Origin of the sequence: Nonomuraea sp. NPDC048881, assembly GCF_040649795.1 — a bacterium.
Lineage (GTDB): Bacteria > Actinomycetota > Actinomycetes > Streptosporangiales > Streptosporangiaceae > Nonomuraea.
In genome coordinates this window covers 262,494-282,544 of the sequence record NZ_JBEZGC010000010.1, presented here as the reverse complement: position 1 = coordinate 282,544, position 20,051 = coordinate 262,494, and the positions used below count along the sequence as shown (strand labels likewise).

Here is a 20,051-nt window from a genome sequence, read left to right as displayed (position 1 = left end):
ATGCTCCAGCGCGACTACACGACGTCGCAGCTCGACGTACTCGAAGCCGAGGCCATTCACATCATGCGCGAGGTGGCGGCGGAGTTCGAGCGGCCGTGTCTGCTCTTCTCCGGCGGCAAGGACTCGATCGTCATGCTCCGCATCGCGGAGAAGGCGTTCTGGCCCGCGGCCATCCCGTTCCCGCTGATGCACGTCGACACCGGGCACAACTTCGACGAGGTCATCGAGTTCCGCGACCGCCGTTCCGACGAGCTGGGCGCACGCCTGATCGTGGCCAGCGTGCAGGAGTCGATCGACAGCGGCCGGGTGGTCGAGGAGACCGGCCGGCGCGCCTCGCGCAACCGCCTGCAGACCACCACGCTGCTCGACGCGATCGAGGAGCACGAGTTCGACGCCGTCTTCGGCGGCGCCAGGCGTGACGAGGAGAAGGCCCGCGCCAAGGAGCGCGTGTTCTCCTTCCGCGACGACTTCGGCCAGTGGGACCCGAAGAACCAGCGCCCCGAGCTGTGGAACCTGTACAACTCCCGCATCCGCAAGGGCGAGCACATCCGGGTCTTCCCGCTGTCCAACTGGACCGAGCTCGACATCTGGGACTACATCCGGCGTGAGGGCATCGAGATCCCCTCGATCTACTTCTCGCACACCCGCAAGGTGTTCGAGCGCGACGGCATGTTGCTGCCCGACTCCGACGTCGTGTCCCGCGGCGACGACGAGCCGCTGTTCGAGGCCGTCGTGCGCTACCGCACGGTCGGCGACATGACCTGCACCGGCGCCGTGCAGTCCACGGCCGCCACGGTCGAGGAGATCATCGAGGAGATCGCGGCCACCCGGATCACCGAGCGGGGGGCCACCAGGGCCGACGACCGCTCGTCCGAGGCCGCCATGGAGGACCGCAAGCGAGAGGGCTACTTCTGATGGACATTCTCCGCTTTGCCACCGCGGGAAGCGTCGACGACGGCAAGTCCACCCTCATCGGACGGTTGCTCTTCGACTCCAAGGCCATCTTCGAGGACCAGCTCGAAGCGGTCGAGCGCACCTCCCGCGACCGCGGCACCGAGTACACCGACCTGTCGCTGCTGACCGACGGCCTGCGGGCCGAGCGCGAGCAGGGCATCACGATCGACGTGGCCTACCGCTACTTCGCCACGCCCAAGCGCAAGTTCATCATCGCCGACACGCCCGGCCACATCCAGTACACCAGGAACATGGTCACCGGCGCCTCCACGGCCGACCTGGCGATCATCCTCATCGACGCCCGCAAGGGCGTGCTGGAGCAGTCGCGCCGGCACGCGTTCCTGACCTCGCTGCTGCGCGTGCCGCACCTGGTGCTGGCCGTGAACAAGATGGACCTGGTCGACTACTCGCAGGAGCGGTTCGAGGAGATCCGGGAGGAGTTCACCTCCTTCGCCTCCAAGCTCAACGTGAGCGACCTGACGTTCATCCCGATCTCCGCGCTCAACGGCGACAACGTCGTCTCGCGTTCGGAGAACATGCCCTGGTACCTCGGCACGTCGCTGCTCCACCACCTGGAGAACGTGCACATCGCCTCCGACCGCAACCTGGTCGACGTGCGCTTCCCCGTCCAGTACGTGATCCGTCCGCAGAAGGCCACCGACCACGCCTTCCACGACTACCGCGGCTACGCGGGCCAGGTCGCGGGCGGGGTCCTCAAGCCGGGCGACGAGGTGACCCACCTGCCGTCCGGGCTGAGCACGCGGATCGCCTCGATCGACACGTTCGACGGGCCGGTGGAGGAGGCGTTCCCGCCCATGTCGGTCACGCTGCGCTTCGAGGACGACCTCGACATCTCGCGCGGCGACATGATCGCCAGGCCCAACAACCAGCCGCACGCGGCCCAGGAGCTGGAGGCCATGGTCTGCTGGATGGCCGACGGCCTCAAGCTGACCCCGCGCACCAAGCTGACGATCAAGCACACCACCCGCACGGCGCGGGCGCTGGTGCGCGACCTGCACTACCGGCTCGACGTCAACACGTTGCACCGGGACGAGGCGGCCACCGCCCTCGGCCTGAACGAGATCGGCCGGGTCTCGCTGCGGGTCACCCAGCCGCTGTTCGTCGACGACTACGCCCGCAACCGGCTGACCGGCGGCTTCATCCTCGTGGACGAGGCCACCAACGGCACGGTCGGCGCAGGCATGATCATCGACGCCAGCTGAGCGTCCCAGAACGGCCCGGCGAGACCACGCCGGGCCGTTCGCCGTTTCGGTAGATCTTTGCGGGGTTTCCTGACCATCTGATTACCCTCCGCGCTAGGGTCGTCGCGTTCCGTATTGGCGACGTGTGAAGGCCCTCCCCCTGTGACCGACCGCGCATCCGCCACCCGAGTGATCTTCCTCGGTGGCCTCGGCCGTAGTGGCACCACTCTGCTGGAGCGGCTGCTCGCCGAGCTGCCCGGCGTCGTGGCGCTCGGCGAGGTGGTCCACCTGTGGTCGAGGGGCGTGCTGGCCGGAGAGCCGTGCGGCTGCGGCGCCGCCTTCGCCGCCTGCGACTTCTGGCGGCAGGTGGGCCGGGCGGCGTTCGGCGGATGGCGGCCGTCGGTGGCCGAGCGGGTGCTCGCGTTGCGGCAGCGGGTCGATCGCACCCACCGGATGGGGCGCATCGCGCACCCCGACCTGGCCGAGTACGCGCGGGCGTACCGGAGGGTCTACGAGGCGACCGGCGCGCCCGTCGTGATCGACTCCAGCAAGCACGCCTCCCTCGCCCACTGCCTGGTCGCGGCCGGCATGGACGTCCGCGTCGTGCACGTCGTCCGGGATCCGCGGGCGGTGGCCCACTCCTGGCGCAGGACCGTCGAGCGGCCCGAGGACGGGCGTCCCATGACCCGCTGGGGGCCGCTGCGCACGTCCCTCCACTGGACGGCCCAGAACGCCGGTCTTGAGCTCCTCGCCCGCCAGGGGGCCCGCGTGACCCGGGTGCGCTACGAGGACCTGGTCGCCGACCCGGAGCCCACGCTGACCGCGCTGGCCGGCTTCCTCGGGCTCGACGTGCCCGGCCTGCCGTTCCTGGAGGGCACGACGGCGCGGCTCGGGCCCGCGCACACCGCGTCCGGCAATCCGATGCGGTTCCAGGTCGGGGGGATCCGGCTGCGGTGCGACGACTCGTGGCGTGCGGGGCTGCCCGTCCGCGACCGGCGGCTGGTCACCGCGCTCACCTGGCCCCTCCGCGTCCGGTACGGCTACCGGGAGGTCGCCGCGTGAGCGCGCCGCCGTCCGTGGGGGTGGTGATCCCGACCCGCGGCGACCGGCCCGAGCTGCTGCGCGAGGCCGTGGCGGCGGTGCTGGCCCAGGACTATCCGGGGCGGCTGGCCGTGGTCGTGGTCGACGACGGCGGACGCGGGCGCCCGGGGGCGGAGCTGGGCGTGCCCGTCCTGGCCAACCGGCGTGCCCCTGGGCTGCCGGGGGCGCGCAACACCGGCATCGCGGCCCTCGACACCGATCTCGTCGCCTTCTGCGACGACGACGACCTGTGGCTGCCGGGCAAGCTCGCCGCCCAGGCGCGGGCGCTGGTCGTGACCGGGGGCGAGTTCGCGAGCTGCGCCATCGAGGTCGAACACGGGGGGCGCCGGGTGGCCAGGCTCGCGGGCGCCGACACGGTGACCGCGGCCGACCTCCTGCGGTCGCGCATGGTGATGGTGCACTCCTCGACGTTCCTGTTCCGGCGCGGGGCCCTGTGGGCCGACGAGAGCGCCCCCGGGGGCCAGAACGAGGACTGGGACCTCGCCCTGCGCGCGGCCCGGCGGCGGCCGATCACGCACGTCGACCGGCCGCTCGTCCGGGTGCGGTGGGGTGGTTCGTCCTACTACGCGGCCCGCTGGGCGGACCGGATCGCCGGGCTCGACTGGATGCTCGACCGCCATCCCGAGCTGGCGGCCGACCGGCGCGGCGCGGCGCGGGTCTACGGCCAGCTCGCCTTCGCGTACGCGGCGCTCGGGCGGCGGCGCGCGGCGGTGCGGTGGGCGGTGCGCGCGTTCGGGGCGCGGCCGGGTGAGCCGCGGGCGCCGATCGCGCTGGCCGTCGCGGCGGGGATCGTCCCGGCCGCGACCGTGCTCGGGCTGCTGCACGGACGGGGGCACGGCATATGACCCCGCCCAGGACCCGCGTCCCCGCCGTCCCCGGGCAGCGCCCGTCCACCCCGAACCCCGCTTCCGACTTCCCGCCCGCCCGCGGCCATGCCGCCGAGGCCGCGTCCGCCCGGACCTCCGCGCCGGGGGCCGGGCATGCCGCCGAGTCCGCGCGGGTCCGCGCGGCCGGGTCGCCCGTGGTCGGCCGGGGCCGTGGCGCCGAGCCTGGGGTTGCCCGCACCCTCCCGTCCGAGCGCCCGGCGGGTCTCGGGCCCGCCGAGGCCGGGCGTCGAGGACGTGCCGGGGAGCGCGTGCGGGTCGGTGGCGTCGGGCTGGACGTCGTCACCGAGGCCGACGTGGTGCGCTGGGTGGCGGCCGAGGCCGCGGCCGGACGGGGCGGCCGCATCGTGACGCCCAACGTCGACATCTGCCGGGCCGTCGCCCGCGACCCCGCCCTCCAGGAGCTCGTGGGCTCGGCCGAGATCGTGGTGGCCGACGGCATGCCGCTGGTGTGGGCGGCCAGGCTGCTCGGCACCCCGCTGCCCGAACGGGTCACCGGCGCCGACCTGATCTGGTCGCTCAGCGAGGTGGCCGCGGCCCGCAACTGGCCGGTCTACCTGCTCGGCGGGCCGCCGGGGGTGGCCGAGCTGGCCGCCGACGAGCTCAGAAGCTGCCGTCCCGGGCTGAAGGTGGCGGGGGTGCACGCGCCGCCGTACCACTTCGACGACACGGCGGAGGGGAGGCAGCGGGTGCGGCGCCGGGTGGTGGCGGCGCGGCCCCGCCTGGTGTTCGTCGGGCTGGGCTTCCCCCGGCAGGATCTGCTCATCGCCGAGCTGCGCGAGGAGCTGCCGCAGGCGTGGTTCGTGGGCTGCGGGGCGGCCATCGCCTTCGCCGCCGGCACGGTCCAGCGGGCGCCGCGCTGGATGCGGCGGGCCGGGCTGGAGTGGGCGTTCCGGCTGATGAGCGAGCCCGGCCGGCTGGCGCGGCGCTACCTCGTGGACGACCTCCCCTTCGCGGTACGCCTGCTCGCCGGCTGCCTGCTGACCAGGCTCAGGCGGTGAGGGCCCGGACCCGGGCCGCCTCCGCCGGGGTGAGCCCCCGGGCCGCCGTGGCGAGGGCGTGACGGGAGTCCATCGGACGGAAGGCCGTACGGGACAACCCCGACCACGCGAACGCCGCCGACCGGCGGGACGGCGTGGTGCAGGCCCGGACGATCCGGCGTTCGGCGGACGGTGACCACGGCAGCCCCGCGTGGGCGTAGAGACCCCGGAAACCGGCGACCGGATCCTCGGCCAGCGATTCGTACGAGGCGACCAGGACGCCGGGCGTGGCGGCCAGCACCGACCGCGCGGCCCGCCACAGAGCGGCGGTCGTGGCCAGGTCGTCGGCGGAGCCGAGCAGCCGATGCAGGCCCAGCAGCCCGGGATGGTCACGGACGAGCAGCGGCTGGCCGAGCAGGTCGCCGACGTCGAACCGCCACCCGAGACGACGCCAGCTCGCCACGAACGACACCGGATCGCGGACGAGGACGATGACCGCGCACCCCAGCCGCCGGGCGAACCAGCCCGCCGACAACACCGCGAACGGGTCGTCGAGCAGCGCCCGCCGCCCGGCCAGGCGGCCGAACGCGAACGCGGTGCCGTATCGCGCCAGCCGGGCCAGGTCGTAGGGGGAGCGGTTGGCGCGCAGCTCGGCGAGCCAGTGGTAGCGCAGCGCGACCGTGTCGCGGAAGGCGGGCAGGAAGTCGGCGGCGTTGTCGTCGCAGATGTACTGGAACCGGTGGGCGACCTCGGCCCGCAGCACGCCGGGGCAGCGGCCGGGCGGGTGCTGCGGGTTGAGCGGCTCGTTGACGTAGACCAGGCCGCCGCCGGCGGTGAGCATCTTGCCGGCCCAGCTCGTGCCGCTCCTCGGCAGGCCGGTGACCAGGACGGGCGCGGTCACGCGGCCGCCGCCCAGGTGCGCGGGCGCAGGGCGGGCAGGGTGTGGCGGCCGAACGGGCGCAGGCCGTAGCGGTGGTGGAGCTGCCACAGCGGCAGCAGGTTCTTCACGATCACCCCGCCCGACCAGCCGACGACCGCGCCGAACGCCCCTTGGGAGGGGATCAGGGCCAGGTCGAGCGCGACCGTGCAGGCGACCGCGGCCAGCAGGTTGAGCAGGCTGGCCAGGGTGTGGCCGGCGGCGGTCAGGACGACGTCGACCATGCCGCAGGCGGAGGCCACCAGCATGGTCCCGGCCAGGACGAGGGCGATGGGGGCGGCGGCGCCGTACGCGGGGCCGAAGACGCGCAGCAGCCATGGCGCGAGGACGGCGTAGCCCAGCCACACCGGCCAGGTCAGCAGCACCAGCCAGATCGTGGTGGCCTGGTACAGCTCGCGCGCCCGCCCAAGCTCCCCGTCGGCGAGCGCCCGGACCAGCCGCTCCTGCACGGCCTGCGCCAGCCCCTGGTTGGCAAGCTGCCCGACGACCCGGAACCGGGTGGCGGCCGTGTAGACCGCGGCCTGGGCCGGCCCGCCGAGCAGGGCGACGACCACGATGTCCAGCCGCTGGAACACCGCCTGGATGGCGCCCGCGGCGGACCGGGGCGCGGTGTACCGCCACAGGTCACGCCCGGTCCCCGGCAGGTACGGCGTGCGCGGCGCCCGTCCGCGCAGGTCGGCGAGGGCCAGGACGAGCAGCGGCAGGAAGGGCAGCGCCCAGGCCGCCGGCAGCCACTGCGGCGCGTGCGCGAGCGCCGCCCAGGTGACGAGCACGAGCTGCGCGGCGGGCAGCAGCACGCCGTCCAGCAGCACGGTGGGCCGCATCGAGCCGAACCCGCGGGTGGCGGCCAGCGCGATGTCGCCGAGCACGATGACCGGCAGGGCCCAGGCCAGCAGCCCGATGCGCGGCTCCAGCAGCACCCCGGCCGCGCAGGCGGCCAGCGCGCACGGCACCATGGCCGCCCGGAAATAGCCGGAGATACCGCGATAGCCGTACGTCCTGGCCCGCGCGATGAAGTACACCAGGCCGTTGCCGGCGTCCAGTTTGGCGATGCCGGCCGCCATCAGGGCCAGGGCCGTCACGCTGAAGAACGCCCCCGCCTGCGCCGGGCTGAACGCCCTGGTCACCACCACGGCCACCAGGAACTGCGCCAGCGCGCTCACCCCGGCCCCGGTCAGCCCGGCGATCCCGCGCCGGACCATCACCGGCGCCACGACGGCTCACCGCCCAGCCAGCGCGTCAGCCGCGCGTCGTAGGGCTCGAAATGGTCCCTGAGCGCCTGTTCCAGCACCCGGGGCACGGGCCGCGGCAGCGGCCGGCCGTTGTGCCGCTCGAACGTCGGATAGCCCAGGTGCGGCACCGTCAGGAACTCCAGCACGCGGTCGTAGGCGGTCTCCGGCTCGGCGAAGAACCGGTGGCTGTCGAGCACCAGGATCCGGTCGCGGCCGAAGAGCGGTTCGAGGCGGTCGAGCTGGTCGGCGTACCGGCCGCGGGCCAGGTAGGCGTGGTGGCGGTGGGCGTGGTGCTCGGCGAACGGCGACACGCGCAGGCTCTCCTCGGCCCCCGTCAGCCGCTCGGCCTCCAGCTCAAGGGCGGATTCGAGGTGCGACTCGGACTCGAAGCCCCTGGCCAGCTCGTGGGCGTGCGCCGAGCAGGCCCGCTCGACCGGGTCGCGGACCAGGACGATCAGCTTGACCCCGGGCAGGTCGGCGGCGATCCGCTCACCGGCCAGCGGATGGAACAGGTAGTAGGGGGACGACTCGAACGCCTGGGTGCGGCCGCCGTACCGGTGGGCCAGCAGCGCCGCGCCCGCGCGCAGCGGGAAGTGCGCCTGGTACCAGGCCATCGGCCGGTGGTAGCCGACGTCGAAGTAGTGGACCCCCTTGTGCAGGACGGGCTTGAGCAGCAGCGGGTGCTGGGCCAGCGCCCGGTAGAGCGAGGTCGTGCCGCACCGCTGCGCCCCCACGATCAGGAACGACGGCAGCACCCGCGCGCCCGACGTGAACCGGCCCGCCAGGCGCGAGAAGGACAGCACCGGCCGCTTCATCGTCCTCATGGCAGCAGCTCCTCGTGGTCGACGGCCGGGTTGAGCCAGGTCTCGGGCGGGCCGAGCGGGCAGTGGCCGTCGGCGGCGTGCCGGTCGGCCAGCACGATGAGGTAGCGCAGCGCCGTCCGCCTGGCCTCGGCCGACGACAGGCCGAGCGGGGCCAGCTCGCGGGGCGCCCTGGCCACGCAGGCGCGGGCCGCCGTGGGCGGGTCCATCCTGCGCAGCGCCCGCTGGAAGAGATGGTGCGCGGCGTCGAGGCCGTAGGGGACGCCGGTCCCGTACCGCTCCCAGTCCCAGACGAGCAGCCGGCCGTCGGCGGAGGGGCAGATGTTCCACGGGGACAGGTCGCCGTGCCAGGCCGGGACCGGACCGCCGGTGGCGGCGATCTCCATGATCGCGGCGTGCAGCAGGGCCGGGGGCACCCGGCGGCGCCGTACGGGCAGCGGCGAGAGCGCCAGCACCGGCAGGCCGCGCCACTCGCCGTGGTGCAGCACGTCGGGCACGACCACGGTCTTCAGCGGCGCAGCGGCCAGCCCGCGCAGCGCGGCCGCCTCGCGGCCGACCAGCTCGCGGGCGAGCGGGCTGTCGCCGACCTTCACGTACGCCAGCAGCCGCCCTCCGGTACGGGCCTCCAGGACGGGCTTGCGGTTGGGCCGCAACGCCGGACGCACGTGGAGCACGACTTCCACGGGCGCGTCGAAGACCTCGCCCAGATAGGCCGCGACGGACCCCTCCAGCGGCACGGTGACCGCGCCCCCCACGTGCCACCAGCGCCGCGGGGCCAGCCGGCGGGGCAGCACCCGGTGCGGCAGCACCGAGTACGGCCGCGGCGACCCGGTGCCGGGGAACAGCAGGCGCACGGTCTCGCGGAGGTATCCGAGCCGCGCGGAGGCGTCCTTCATGCGTTTCTCCACAGCAGGGCGAACGAGATGAGATAGAGGCTCAGCGGCGTCACCAGGCCGTCGTAGACGAACATGTAGAGCAGCACGAGACCCATCACCAGCACCCCGGCCAGCCCGATCGGGGATCGGTCGGCCCAGTGGCGGCGGATGGCGCCGAGGAAGAACGCCACGTAGAGGGCGGCCCCGGTGAAGCCCTGGGTGATCAGCAGCAGCCAGAGCTGCCCGTCGCTGCCGAGCGGGGGGTGACCGCAGGCCGCGCACCACTGGGTCTTGCCCGTGGTGATCGAGCGGTGGTTGCCGAGCGAGTTGCGGGTGTTGCCGTAGCCGATGACCGGCGAGTGGCGGGCCGCGGCGACCGTGGCGGTCATCGTGAAGGCCCTGACGTCGTTGGAGTGCGGTTTGTCCAGCCGCTGGGCGAACACCGAGGCCAGCGGGCTGAGCGCGAACACCACCAGCCCGGCGGCCACCGCCCCGCACAGCACGACCCTGGTCCGGCCCGCCACCCGCACGATCAGGTACGCCACGGCCAGCCCGAGCCCGATCCACAGGCCGCGGTTGAGCGAGTACACGACCGGGACCGCGGCCAGGGCGATCACCAGCACCGCCAGCACCCGGCGCCGGCGCCCGCCGTAGGTCCACCAGCCGACGACGAACCAGATCAGCAGCACCGACGCGTTGCTGCCCCACGCGTTGGCCCACTCGAAGGGCGCCTCCGGCCTGGGGGAGGAGTAGCCGAGCACCTTCTGGGTCTGGGCGGCCGTGGGATGGATGAGGTTCTGGACGAAGGAGTTCTCGCTGATCCAGCCCGGCAGCAGCAGCTCGACCGGCGAGGTGAAGGCGAAGTGCGGGACCAGGACGCCGAGCAGGCCGCCGGCGACCGTCGTCAGGAACAGCACGCCGAGCCAGCGCACCAGGCGCAGCTGCGGCAGCTCGCGCTCGGTCAGATTGCCCAGGTAGAGCACCATGACCAGGACGGACACGTACAGGGCCAGGCGCATGGCCCAGCCGATCAGGCGGCCGGCGCTGAACCCGCCGTACGTGCCGGGCGGCAGCTCGTCCAGCATCATCGCGCTCAGCAGGTAGCCGGCCAGCAGCAGCAGCCACAGGCCGAACCCGTGGGGGACCCGGACCGGCCGGCGCCGCCACAGGATCACCGCCATCGGCACGGCCAGGACGATCACCGACAGGCCGCCGAACCCCAGCGCCCACCAGATCGGGTAGCCGAGCAGGAGCGCCGCGATCGGCCAGGCTGGTCCTGTCACGGCTGCTTGCGCTGCCGGTGGTGGAACGACTGCATGGGCGTGGTCTCGGCAGCCAGGCTCACCTCCAGCTCGCCGGTGGCGACGAGCTTGCCGAGCGAGGTGTGGGTGCGCGGCTCCAGCAGCGGGACGAACTCCGGCACCGCGTCGGTCGCCGTCACCACGCCGACGACCGGCACGTCGTGCCGCTCCAGATGGCGGGCGGCCGCCGTCACCTCCGGCGAGGTGACCCGGCCCAGCCCGACCAGCAGCAGCGCCGCGTCGGCCCGCGCCAGGTCGCGGACGTCGGAGCCGTCGAGCACCGACAGCGGCGCGCTGATGGCCAGCGGCTCGGCCAGCGAGGAGGCGTAGAGGTCGGCGGGCAGCGACCGGACCAGCAGCCGCTGGCCGGGGCAGGCCGCGACCACGGCGCAGGCCAGTTCGTGCAGCACGCCGTGCTCGCGGGAGGCGGACAGGTCGGTCAGCACGGGCAGCCCGGTCAGCCGCTCGACGTCGGCGGCCGTGCGCAGCCGGGTGTCGAGCCGGTCGCGGGCGTAGGCCGCCGCCGCGCCGAGCAGCAGGCCGGCCATCAGGCCGGTGCCGAGGTAGAGCGGCAGGCTGGGGGAGCTCGGCCGGGTCGGCGGCAGCGCCTCGCTGATGACCGAGCCGGGGGTCACCGCGATCGTGCGCAGCGCGTCGTACTTGAGCGTCAGGCTGGCGGCCTGCCGGTTGAGCACGCTCTGGCGCTGGGTGGCGATGGCGTGCTCGGCGCCGCCCTTGGGCAGGCGGCCGACCTCTTTGATGGCCGCGTCGAGGCCGGTGTTGACCTGCTTGAGCTTGGCCAGCACCGCCTGCTGCCGCTCGGCCATCGCGGCCTGCGCGCTCTCGCGCCTGTTGGCCAGGTAGGCGTCGGCGTAGGCCCGCGACTGCGCGGCGGCGGCCACGGGATCGGCGTCGGTCACCGAGACCCACAACACGGCCGAGTTGGGCGGGACGGAGACCTCGACCGGCTGCGGCGCGGTGATCCGCAGGGCCTGGGCGACCCGCGCCGAGACGACCGCCGACTGGGCGATCTGGGCCTCGGTGTCGAGGTTGAGCGGCTCGCGCTGCCGGTTGCTCACCTGGTTGCCCTGGTCTTGACCGTCGACGGGCGTGACCAGGACCTGGGTGATCGCGGTGTAGGCCGGCGGGGTGGCCCGCAGCAGGGCGAGCCCGGCGGTGCCGCCGACCACGACGCAACCGACGAGCAACAGCCACCGCCTGCGCAGCAGGGAGAGGTGCTCGTCCAGGTCGGCGCCCGGACGGCGCGCCTGGAAGTCCGGCGACGGGCTCATGGGGACGGTCTCCTGGAGGGGATGCGCGCTGTCGCGGATGGGCAACGCTGCGTCACTCGGCGCAGTGTGCGCCCACTATAGGCCGGACGGATATTACCCAAGTCGAATACTGAAGATTTTTTCCGGTACGGCCGCGAAGATGCCCCTTTTTGAATGGATATTTCCACAAAATGCGGGTGCCAGGTCGCGGGTGGTGAGCTGGGCAGACGAGCACACTGGCTGAAGTTCGAGGAATGGCATGGCAAGGTTCAGGTTTGATAGGCGGGGGTCCGTCGACAAGGGGGTTGGAAGGCGTTGCAGCTTCGGGGCTTTTCTCATTTCGCGTCTTTCGCGATGAAGTGTCACTTCGCGTCTTTCGCGACGAAAACCGCAATCACCTGCGCGGTGCTCGCCCTCCTGGCCGCCTGCTCGACGGCCGAGGGCACGCCCGCCCGGGTCGACACCAGCACGGCCGAGCTGGCCGGCGCGCCCTCCTGCGCGGTCACCGCCAGGCTCATCCCCTCCTGCGGCGCCTGGTGGGGCGTGGCGCCCGAGGTCTTCACCGGCGCTCCGGTGGCCGAGGCGCTGCGCGGGGCCGAGTCGCGCATGGGCGCCGGCGCCGACGTGCTGCACGTCTACCATCGCGGCAGCGAGCTGTTCCCCACCCCGCAGGAGATCGGCCTGGCCCGCGACCCGGGCCGGCCCCGGCTGCTCATGATCAACTGGAAGCCGTCGCTCGACCGCACCTGGGCCGACATCGCCGACGGCGCCCTCGACCGGCGGATCGACCGCCTGGCCGACCACCTCAGGCGCACCTTCCCCGAACGGTTCTTCCTCACCCTCCACCACGAGCCGGAGAACGACGTCGACGCCCGCTCGGGGTCGGGCATGCAGGCCAGCGACTACGCGGCGATGTTCCGGCACGTCGTGCTCAGGCTGCGCGAGCGCGGGGTGAAGAACGCCGTGACCGTCATGACGTACATGGGCGCGCCCAACTGGGCGGCCAAGCCCTGGTTCGAGGATCTCTACCCCGGTGACGACGTGGTCGACTGGGTGGCCATGGACCCGTACGCCGACGATCGGGTGCGCGACTTCGACGGGCTGGTGAACAAGACCCGCAAGGAGTACGGGCGCTGGCCGGGGTTCTACCGGTGGATGCAGGCCCGCTTCCCCGGCAAGCCGGTCATGGTGGCCGAGTGGGGGGTCTTCGAGCGGCCCGCCGACCGGGCCTTCAAACGGCGCTTCTTCGAGTCGGTGCTGAGACAGATCAAGCGGTATCCGCAGATCAAGGCGTTGCTGTACTTCGACTCGCCGCAGGCGCCGCGCGGCAACACGAGCTTCGACTCCGATCCGGGCGCGGCCCGCGCCTTCACCCAGCTCGCCCGCGACCGCTACTTCCGCTCGACCCGCGTGCCCCGGCCCTAGAAGTGTTCACGGCCTCACTGCGTGAGGCGGCTCGGTCGCCTGATGCCGTCGCCTTCCCCGCTCTGGTCGCTGCGCTCCCGCCGCTCCTCCAGGCGACGGCACTCCCTCGCGTGTCTGCTTGCCTCACTGCGTGAGGCGGCTCGGTCGCCTGATGCCGTCGCCTTCCCCCGCTCTGGTCGCTGCGCTCCCGCCGCTCCTCCAGGCGACGGCACTCCCTCGCACCCTCCAGCCGGCGACGGTGACGGCCGAGGCGAGGGCGAGGAGGGCGACGGTGAGGGTGTTGTTCACGTCCAGGAGTTTGAGGGCCGAGGCGAGCAGGACGATCGCCAGCAGGGCTCTGATCAGCCCGCCCGGGGCGCGGGAGGAGATCCGCGCGCCGAGGTAGACGCCGGGGATCGAGCCGATCAGCAGCGAGAGCGTGAGCTCCAGCTTGAAGTCGCCGAACATCAGGTGGCCGAGCGCGGCCGACGCGACAAGGGGCACGGCCTGCACCAGGTCGGTGCCGACGAGCTGGTTGGCCTTGAGCGCCGGATAGAGCACGAGCAGGGCCACGATGATCAGGGAACCCGATCCCACGGAGGAGACGCCGACCACGAGCCCGCCTACCGTACCGACCAGTAGGGTCGGAATTGGGCGCACGACGATCTCATGGGCGTTCGACGAGCCGCCCCGCGCGCCGAGCCAGCCCTTGACCGCCATGCCCACGACGGCCAGCAGCAGCGCCACGCCCAGCGCGTACTTGACCGCGTCCGTCACGGCGAACGCGCGGGCCAGGAACACCCCGCAGAACGCCGCCGGCACCGACCCGGCGCACAACCAGCCGACCAGCCGCAGGTTGACCGTGCCCCGCCGCAGGTGGACGACGCTGCCGACCGGCTTCATGACGGCCGAGGCGACCAGGTCGCTGGAGACCGCGGCCAGCGGCGGCACGTTGAAGAACAACATCATCATCGGGGTCATCAGGGCCCCGCCGCCCATGCCGGTCAGGCCGACCACGATCGCGACGACGAAGGACCCGGCGACCAGTGCGAAGTCGATCAACGTACCCACCCTCCGGACTGCAGCGCCCCCAGGACCTGGGAGACGGCCGCCTCGATCGAGATGTGCGTGGTGTCGATCACCAGGTCGGCGTCGTCCGGCTCCTCGTAGGGGTCGGAGACGCCGGTGAACTCGGGGATCAGGCCGGCGCGGGCCTTGGCGTACAGGCCCTTGCGGTCGCGCCGCTCGCACTCCGCCAGCGGCGTGGCGACGTGCACGAGCAGGAAGTCGGCCCCGACGGACTCGACCGTCTCGCGCACCTCCTCGCGGGTGGCGGCGTAGGGGGCGATGGGGGCGCAGATCGCCAGGCCGCCGTGGCGGGCGGCCTCGGCCGCGACGAAGCCGATGCGCCGGATGTTCAGGTCGCGGTCGGCCTTGGAGAAGGTCAGGCCCTTGGACAGCAGGTGGCGCACGACGTCGCCGTCGAGGTAGGTGACGGTGCGGGTGCCGAGCTCCAGCAGGGCGTCGCGCAGGCCGCGGGCGATGGTGGACTTGCCCGAGCCGGACAGGCCGGTGAAGAAGACGACCAGGCCGCGGCGGTGGGGCGGGCCGGGGAGCGTGACGGGCTCGGGGCCCGCGTAGTGCTCGGTGGCGCCGTAGGCGGTGGCGACGTGCTCGCGCAGTTCGAGGTCGATCTCCGGCTCCGCGCGCGGCGCCAGGGGGACCGGGACCACGAGGGTGCCCTCCGGCAGCTGCGTCTTGGCGCGCAGCGCGGCGCGGACGACGCCGGGGCCCGCCTCGCCGTACGAGAGGGGGAGCAGCACGATCACCGCGTCGAGCTCTTTCGCGGTGGCGACGATCTCGGTGAGGTCGTCGAGCGGCCCGCGCATCGTGACGGCCAGTGCGGGCCGGTCGCCGAGCTCGGCCCTGACCTCGGCGGGCGTGCGGCGCAGCCGGGCGAAGGGGCCGTGCTCGGGCGCGCCGAGGGCCTTGAGCGGACCCGAGGTCAGGCCGTCGGCCTCGCGCGCGGTCACGGTGAGCACGGCCAGCGGCAGGCCCTCGGGGTCGAGCAGCCGCACCTCGTCTCCCGGCGAGACCTCGGCGGGCAGGTGGAGGGTGACCGGCGCGGGCCAGGGGGTGCCGTCGGCGAGCGTGCCGCGCTCGTGCACGGCGTGCACGTCGTCGTGGCCCAGGAAGCCGGTCAGCGGCTCGAACGCCCCGGACAGCAGCAGCTCAAGGTCGGCCAGCTCGTGCGCGTCCGGGGTCCACTCCACGGTTCCGACATCCCAACTATTCCGATTGAATTGGTAGGAAAGGAGTCTAGTCGCTCGGACCGTCCTGTCGCTAGAGCAGCCGGGCGAAGTGATGCTGGGGCTTCCTGATCACCATCGTGATCTCGTCGTGGGAGGCGGGGTAACGCCCGCCGCTCAGCCGGTCGACCAGCGCGACGGCGGCGGAGCCGAGCCGGCCGGCGCGGGCCGGGCCGCTGACCCGGCGCTCGTCGTCGGTGATCATCAGGCCGCGGCTGAGACAGAACGCGTGCATGCCGTCGCTGGAGGCCAGCGGCTCGTAGACGACGGGCAGCGGGCCCGGCGTGCCGGGCGTGACCAGCGTGCGCCACAACGCCCGGCGCAGCCACGACGGCGTGAGACGGTCGAGCAGCCCGTAGGCCGACTTCCTGTCGCGCATCCGCAGCAGCACCAGGCCGCCCGGTCGCAGCGACTGGAGCAGGCGGTCGAACACCAGCTCCGCGTGCTGGACGCGTTCGAGCAGGAACGACAGATGGATCACGTCGTAGGCGCGGTGCTGGAGCGGCACGCAGCGCAGGTCGCCGAGCGACCAGGCCACCAGGTCGGCGCGCTCCTCCACGACGTCTCTGATGACCGGGTGGTCCTCGTCGGCGCCCGTGGCCCTGGCCTCCAGCGGCTCCACGTCGAGCGGCTCGTCGTGGGCGCACCCCGCGACGAGTATGTCGAGCCGCCGGCTGTACCGCCCGGCCCAGTGCTCGCGGATCCGTTGACCGAAGAGGTCGCCTCGCTGGGCGACTGATCGCACCTCAGACATGTCACCTACAGTAATCAATCGAGCCGTCTCGGTTAGGCACTTCCCTGCTAGCGTCCTGCCCCGTGGACGGGCAGGTTTACGTGGGGAACGCCAATATCGACGCGGCCGGCGACCGGGGCTGGCTGCTCGGTCACTTCAAACCCTTCGGCGACCCAAGACACAGTGAGGAAGTCGAGATCAAGTGGGGCGTGCACCCGGCGGGCGACGAGCGTGCCCAGTGGGTCAGGGGCGAGGAGCGCACCGCCCTGCTCGTCCTGATCAGCGGCCGGTTCCGGGTGGAGCTGCCGGGGCGCGGCGTGCTGCTGACCGAGCCGGGCGACTACGTGGTCTGGGGCAAGGGCGTGGACCACTCGTGGGTCGCCGAGGAGGAGTCGGTGGTGCTCACCGTACGCTGGCCGTCGGTCCCCGGTTACCGGGTGCCGCACCCCGAGTAGGCTGGGTGGAGACCCCCGCGACCTGACCCGGCCGGGGGTAGTTGTGTTGCCGTCGTGGGGCTGTGGGCGTATCTGATGAGTCTTTCCGGACTGCTTGACCTTGTGGCCCTGGGGGCCGGGGCCGACCCGAAGCTGACCGCCGCGCTCGAAGAGGGTGGCGACGTCTCACTGATCGCGCCCTCGGCGTTGCGGCCGTTCGGCGTGGCCGCGCTGGCCGCGCACGATCAGCGCACCGTGCTGGCCGTCACCGCCACCGGCCGGGAGGCCGAGGACCTGGCGGCGGCGCTGACGAGCCTGCTCGAACCGAGCTCGGTCGCGGTGTTCCCGGCCTGGGAGACGCTGCCGCACGAGCGGCTCTCGCCGCGCAGCGACACCGTGGGCCAGCGTCTGGCCGTGCTGCGCAGGCTGGCGCACCCGGTCAAGGGCGACACCGCCGCCGGGCCGCTCGGCGTGGTGGTCGCCCCGGTCAGGGCGCTGCTCCAGCCGATCGTCAAGGGGCTCGGCGACCTGGAGCCGATCAGGCTGCGGGCGGGCGACGACGCCGACCTCGACGAGGTGGTCGAGCGCCTGGTCACCAACGGCTACCACCGGGTCGACATGGTGGAGAAGCGCGGCGAGGTGGCCGTGCGCGGCGGGCTGCTCGACGTGTTCCCGCCCACCGAGGAGCATCCGCTGCGGCTGGAGTTCTGGGGCGACACGGTCGAGGAGATCCGCTGGTTCAAGGTGGCCGACCAGCGCTCGCTGGAGGCGGCCGAGGACGGCCTGTTCGCGCCGCCGTGCCGCGAGCTGCTGCTGACCGGCGAGGTCAGGGCGCGGGCGCGGGAGCTGGCGCAGGAGCATCCGGCCCTCGCCGAGGTGCTCGACCAGCTCGCCGACGGCATCCCGGTCGAGGGCATGGAGGCGTTCGCGCCGGTGCTGGCGGGGGAGATGGACCTGCTGCTCGACCACCTGCCGGTCAGGTCGGCGGTGTTCGTGTGCGACCCCGAGCGCATCAGGGGCCGGGCAGAAGAGCTCGTACGCACCTCGCAGGAGTTCCTGGAGGCGTCCTGGATCAACGCGGCGGCCGGCGGCGAGGCGCCGATCGACCTGGGGGCGGCGGCCTTCCGCACGCTGGAGGAGATCCGCGGCCACGCCGACGCGCTGGGCCAGCCGTGGTGGACGATGGCGCCGTTCGGCAACGGCGTCGAGCTCGACGCCCATGACTCCGAGGCCTACCGGGGCGACACCGCCAAGGCGCTGGCCGACATCAAGGGCTGGCTCGCTGAGGACAAGGCGGTCGTGCTGCTCAGCGAGGGCCACGGGCCCGCCGAGCGCATGGTCGAGCTGCTCAAGGGCGTCGACGTGCCCGCGCGGTTGCAGCGTTTCCTGGACAAGGCGCCCGAGCCCAAGGTCGTGCACGTCTCGACCGGCCTGATCGAGCACGGGTTCATCACGCCGCGCCTGGCCGTGCTCACCCACCTCGACCTGGTGGGCCAGAAGGCGTCCACCAAGGACATGCGCCGGCTGCCCTCGCGCCGCCGCAACATGGTCGACCCGCTCCAGCTCAAGGTCGGCGACCACGTCGTGCACGAGCAGCACGGCGTCGGCCGCTACGTCGAGATGGTCCAGCGCACGGTCCAGGGCGCGACCCGCGAGTACCTGGTCATCGAGTACGCCAAGGGCGACCGCCTCTACGTGCCCACCGACCAGCTCGACGAGGTCACCCGCTACGTCGGCGGCGAGGCGCCCACGCTCAACCGCATGGGCGGCGCCGACTGGGCCAAGGCCAAGTCCAAGGCCAAGAAGGCGGTCAAGGAGATCGCCGGCGAGCTGATCAGGCTCTACTCGGCCCGCATGGCCTCGCCGGGCCACGCCTTCGGCGCCGACACGCCGTGGCAGCGGGAGATGGAGGACGCCTTCCCCTACGCCGAGACCGGCGACCAGCTGGAGGCCATCGACGAGGTCAAGCGCGACATGGAGCGCGGCGTCCCGATGGACCGGCTGATCTGCGGCGACGTCGGCTACGGCAAGACCGAGATCGCGGTGCGGGCGGCGTTCAAGGCCGTCCAGGACGGCAAGCAGGTGGCCGTGCTGGTGCCGACCACGCTGCTGGTGCAGCAGCACATGTCCACCTTCACCGAGCGGTTCTCCAGCTTCCCCGTCGCGATCAGGCCGATCTCGCGCTTCCAGACCGACGGCGAGGTCAAGGGCACGCTGGAGGGGCTGCGGTCGGGCGCGGTCGACGTCGTCATCGGCACCCACCGGCTGTTCAGCCCCGAGGTGCGCTTCAAGGACCTCGGGCTGATCATCATCGACGAGGAGCAGCGGTTCGGCGTCGAGCACAAGGAGGCCATGAAGCACCTGCGCACGCAGGTCGACGTGCTGGCCATGTCGGCCACGCCGATCCCGCGCACGCTGGAGATGGGCCTGACCGGCATCCGCGAGATGTCCACGATCCTCACGCCGCCGGAGGAGCGGCACCCGATCCTCACCTTTGTGGGGCCGTACGAGGAGAAGCAGATCGGGGCGGCGATCCGGCGCGAGCTGATGCGCGACGGCCAGATCTTCTTCGTGCACAACCGGGTGGCCTCGATCAACCGGGTGGCGGCGCGGCTGCGCGAGCTGGTCCCCGAGGCGCGCATCGCGGTCGCCCACGGCCAGATGAACGAGCACCAGCTCGAAAAGATCATGGTCGGCTTCTGGGAACGCGAGTACGACCTGCTCGTCTCCACCACGATCGTCGAGTCCGGCCTCGACGTGCCCAACGCCAACACGCTCATCGTCGACCGGGCCGACAACTACGGCCTGTCCCAGCTGCACCAGCTCAGGGGCCGGGTCGGGCGAGGCAGGGAACGCGGTTACGCGTACTTCCTCTACCCGCCGGAGAAGCCGCTGACGGAGACCGCGCACGAGCGCCTGGCCACCATCTCCCAGCACACCGAGATGGGCGCGGGCATGTACGTCGCGATGAAGGACCTGGAGATCCGCGGCGCGGGCAACGTGCTCGGCGCCGAGCAGTCGGGCTTCATCGCGGGCGTCGGCTTCGACCTCTACGTGCGCCTGATGGCCGAGGCCGTCCAGGAGCAGAAGGCGAAGCTGTCCGGGGCCGAGGTCCAGGAGGAGCAGCAGGACGTCAAGGTCGAGCTGCCCATCAACGCCCACATCCCGCACGACTACGTCACCTCCGAGCGGCTGCGGCTGGAGGCGTACAAGCGCATCGCGGCCATCACCGCGCCGATCCACATCGACGAGGTCCGCGACGAGCTCACCGACCGCTACGGCAAGCCGCCGGTGGAGGTGGAGAACCTGCTGGAGGTGGCCCGCTTCCGGATCAAGGCGCGCTCGGCCGGGCTCACCGACGTCACGCTGCAGGGGCAGAACATCAAGTTCGGCCCGGCGCGGCTGCGGGAGTCGCAGCAGGTCAGGCTCGACCGGCTGTACAAGAAGGCGGTCTACAAGCAGGCGGCCGAGACGCTGCTCGTGCCGGTGCCCAAGACCAAGCCGCTGGGCGGGCAGCCGTTGCGCGACCTGGATCTGCTCAAATGGTGCGGCGACCTGGTCGAGGCGATGTTTCTTGAGCCCGCGCGGGTAAGCTAAGCGCGGTTTTTGTTCG

17 protein-coding genes are annotated in these 20,051 nt (G+C 72.7%); 8 read left to right on the top strand and 9 right to left on the bottom strand.

What is annotated here, in order from left to right:
• From cysD to AB0C33_RS33220, 5 genes are all read left to right on the top strand, one after another.
• Nucleotides 1-915, top strand: a complete 915-nt coding sequence (cysD, locus tag AB0C33_RS33240; RefSeq protein ID WP_358294551.1) for a sulfate adenylyltransferase subunit CysD — start codon at nt 1-3, stop codon at nt 913-915.
• Nucleotides 915-2,177: a sulfate adenylyltransferase subunit CysN gene (gene cysN / locus AB0C33_RS33235; protein WP_358294549.1), complete on the top strand. Its 1,263-nt coding sequence runs from the start codon at nt 915-917 to the stop codon at nt 2,175-2,177. The genes cysD and cysN overlap by 1 nt, the downstream gene beginning before the upstream one ends.
• 141 nt (nt 2,178-2,318) lie before the next feature.
• Complete coding sequence (locus AB0C33_RS33230) at nt 2,319-3,218, top strand: sulfotransferase (RefSeq protein ID WP_358294547.1); 900 nt, start codon at nt 2,319-2,321, stop codon at nt 3,216-3,218.
• On the top strand, nt 3,215-4,102 hold the full coding sequence (locus AB0C33_RS33225) for a glycosyltransferase family 2 protein (RefSeq protein WP_358294545.1): 888 nt from the start codon (nt 3,215-3,217) through the stop codon (nt 4,100-4,102). Before AB0C33_RS33230 ends, AB0C33_RS33225 begins: the two co-directional genes overlap by 4 nt.
• Entirely contained in the window at nt 4,099-5,142 is a 1,044-nt protein-coding gene (locus AB0C33_RS33220; protein WP_358294543.1) for a WecB/TagA/CpsF family glycosyltransferase, read from the top strand. Before AB0C33_RS33225 ends, AB0C33_RS33220 begins: the two co-directional genes overlap by 4 nt.
• Here AB0C33_RS33220 and AB0C33_RS33215 read toward each other — a convergent pair.
• The 6 genes from AB0C33_RS33215 to AB0C33_RS33190 are packed head-to-tail and all read right to left on the bottom strand — an operon-like array spanning nt 5,132 to nt 11,579.
• On the bottom strand, nt 5,132-6,022 hold the full coding sequence (locus AB0C33_RS33215) for a sulfotransferase (protein ID WP_358294541.1): 891 nt from the start codon (nt 6,020-6,022) through the stop codon (nt 5,132-5,134). The genes AB0C33_RS33220 and AB0C33_RS33215 overlap by 11 nt on opposite strands.
• Complete coding sequence (locus AB0C33_RS33210) at nt 6,019-7,272, bottom strand: lipopolysaccharide biosynthesis protein (RefSeq protein WP_358294539.1); 1,254 nt, start codon at nt 7,270-7,272, stop codon at nt 6,019-6,021. The genes AB0C33_RS33215 and AB0C33_RS33210 overlap by 4 nt, the downstream gene beginning before the upstream one ends.
• The gene (locus AB0C33_RS33205) at nt 7,260-8,114 is read right to left on the bottom strand and encodes a sulfotransferase domain-containing protein (RefSeq protein ID WP_358294537.1); all 855 of its coding nucleotides are present in this window, start codon (nt 8,112-8,114) and stop codon (nt 7,260-7,262) included. The genes AB0C33_RS33210 and AB0C33_RS33205 overlap by 13 nt, the downstream gene beginning before the upstream one ends.
• Nucleotides 8,111-9,007, bottom strand: a complete 897-nt coding sequence (locus AB0C33_RS33200; protein WP_358294535.1) for a hypothetical protein — start codon at nt 9,005-9,007, stop codon at nt 8,111-8,113. The genes AB0C33_RS33205 and AB0C33_RS33200 overlap by 4 nt, the downstream gene beginning before the upstream one ends.
• Nucleotides 9,004-10,269 carry a hypothetical protein gene (locus tag AB0C33_RS33195; RefSeq protein ID WP_358294534.1) on the bottom strand — a complete coding sequence of 422 codons (1,266 nt, stop codon included), beginning with the start codon at nt 10,267-10,269 and terminating at the stop codon, nt 9,004-9,006. Before AB0C33_RS33195 ends, AB0C33_RS33200 begins: the two co-directional genes overlap by 4 nt.
• Nucleotides 10,266-11,579, bottom strand: coding sequence for a Wzz/FepE/Etk N-terminal domain-containing protein (locus AB0C33_RS33190; protein ID WP_358294532.1), 1,314 nt, complete (start codon nt 11,577-11,579; stop codon nt 10,266-10,268). The genes AB0C33_RS33195 and AB0C33_RS33190 overlap by 4 nt, the downstream gene beginning before the upstream one ends.
• A gap of 384 nt (nt 11,580-11,963) precedes the next feature.
• Here AB0C33_RS33190 and AB0C33_RS33185 point away from each other — a divergent pair, with 384 nt between their 5' ends.
• Nucleotides 11,964-12,983, top strand: a complete 1,020-nt coding sequence (locus AB0C33_RS33185) for a hypothetical protein (protein WP_358294530.1) — start codon at nt 11,964-11,966, stop codon at nt 12,981-12,983.
• 123 nt (nt 12,984-13,106) lie between these two features.
• Here the strand turns inward: AB0C33_RS33185 and AB0C33_RS33180 are convergent, their stop codons facing one another.
• The 3 genes from AB0C33_RS33180 to AB0C33_RS33170 all read right to left on the bottom strand — a co-directional run bounded on the left by AB0C33_RS33180 (nt 13,107) and on the right by AB0C33_RS33170 (nt 16,025).
• On the bottom strand, nt 13,107-14,024 hold the full coding sequence (locus AB0C33_RS33180; RefSeq protein WP_358294528.1) for a sulfite exporter TauE/SafE family protein: 918 nt from the start codon (nt 14,022-14,024) through the stop codon (nt 13,107-13,109).
• Nucleotides 14,021-15,235 (bottom strand): adenylyl-sulfate kinase, encoded by a 1,215-nt coding sequence (cysC, locus tag AB0C33_RS33175; protein ID WP_358294526.1) that lies wholly within the window; start codon nt 15,233-15,235, stop codon nt 14,021-14,023. Before cysC ends, AB0C33_RS33180 begins: the two co-directional genes overlap by 4 nt.
• A 70-nt stretch (nt 15,236-15,305) precedes the next feature.
• Nucleotides 15,306-16,025 carry a methyltransferase domain-containing protein gene (locus AB0C33_RS33170; protein WP_358294524.1) on the bottom strand — a complete coding sequence of 240 codons (720 nt, stop codon included), beginning with the start codon at nt 16,023-16,025 and terminating at the stop codon, nt 15,306-15,308.
• Nucleotides 16,026-16,087: 62 nt separating this feature from the next.
• Here AB0C33_RS33170 and AB0C33_RS33165 point away from each other — a divergent pair, with 62 nt between their 5' ends.
• Nucleotides 16,088-16,459, top strand: coding sequence for a signal peptidase I (locus AB0C33_RS33165; RefSeq protein WP_358294522.1), 372 nt, complete (start codon nt 16,088-16,090; stop codon nt 16,457-16,459).
• Nucleotides 16,460-16,534: 75 nt separating this feature from the next.
• Nucleotides 16,535-20,035 (top strand): transcription-repair coupling factor, encoded by a 3,501-nt coding sequence (gene mfd, locus AB0C33_RS33160; RefSeq protein WP_358294520.1) that lies wholly within the window; start codon nt 16,535-16,537, stop codon nt 20,033-20,035.
• Nucleotides 20,036-20,051 lie beyond the last annotated feature (16 nt).

Coding starts and splice junctions, on each gene's coding strand:
- AB0C33_RS33190 (WP_358294532.1), bottom strand. CDS start 11,579: ATGAGCCCGTCGCCGGACTTCCAGGCGCGCCGTCCGGGCGCCGACCTG.
- mfd (WP_358294520.1), top strand. CDS start 16,535: ATGAGTCTTTCCGGACTGCTTGACCTTGTGGCCCTGGGGGCCGGGGCC.
- AB0C33_RS33170 (WP_358294524.1), bottom strand. CDS start 16,025: ATGTCTGAGGTGCGATCAGTCGCCCAGCGAGGCGACCTCTTCGGTCAA.
- AB0C33_RS33220 (WP_358294543.1), top strand. CDS start 4,099: ATGACCCCGCCCAGGACCCGCGTCCCCGCCGTCCCCGGGCAGCGCCCG.
- cysD (WP_358294551.1), top strand. CDS start 1: ATGCTCCAGCGCGACTACACGACGTCGCAGCTCGACGTACTCGAAGCC.
- AB0C33_RS33205 (WP_358294537.1), bottom strand. CDS start 8,114: ATGAGGACGATGAAGCGGCCGGTGCTGTCCTTCTCGCGCCTGGCGGGC.
- cysN (WP_358294549.1), top strand. CDS start 915: ATGGACATTCTCCGCTTTGCCACCGCGGGAAGCGTCGACGACGGCAAG.
- AB0C33_RS33200 (WP_358294535.1), bottom strand. CDS start 9,007: ATGAAGGACGCCTCCGCGCGGCTCGGATACCTCCGCGAGACCGTGCGC.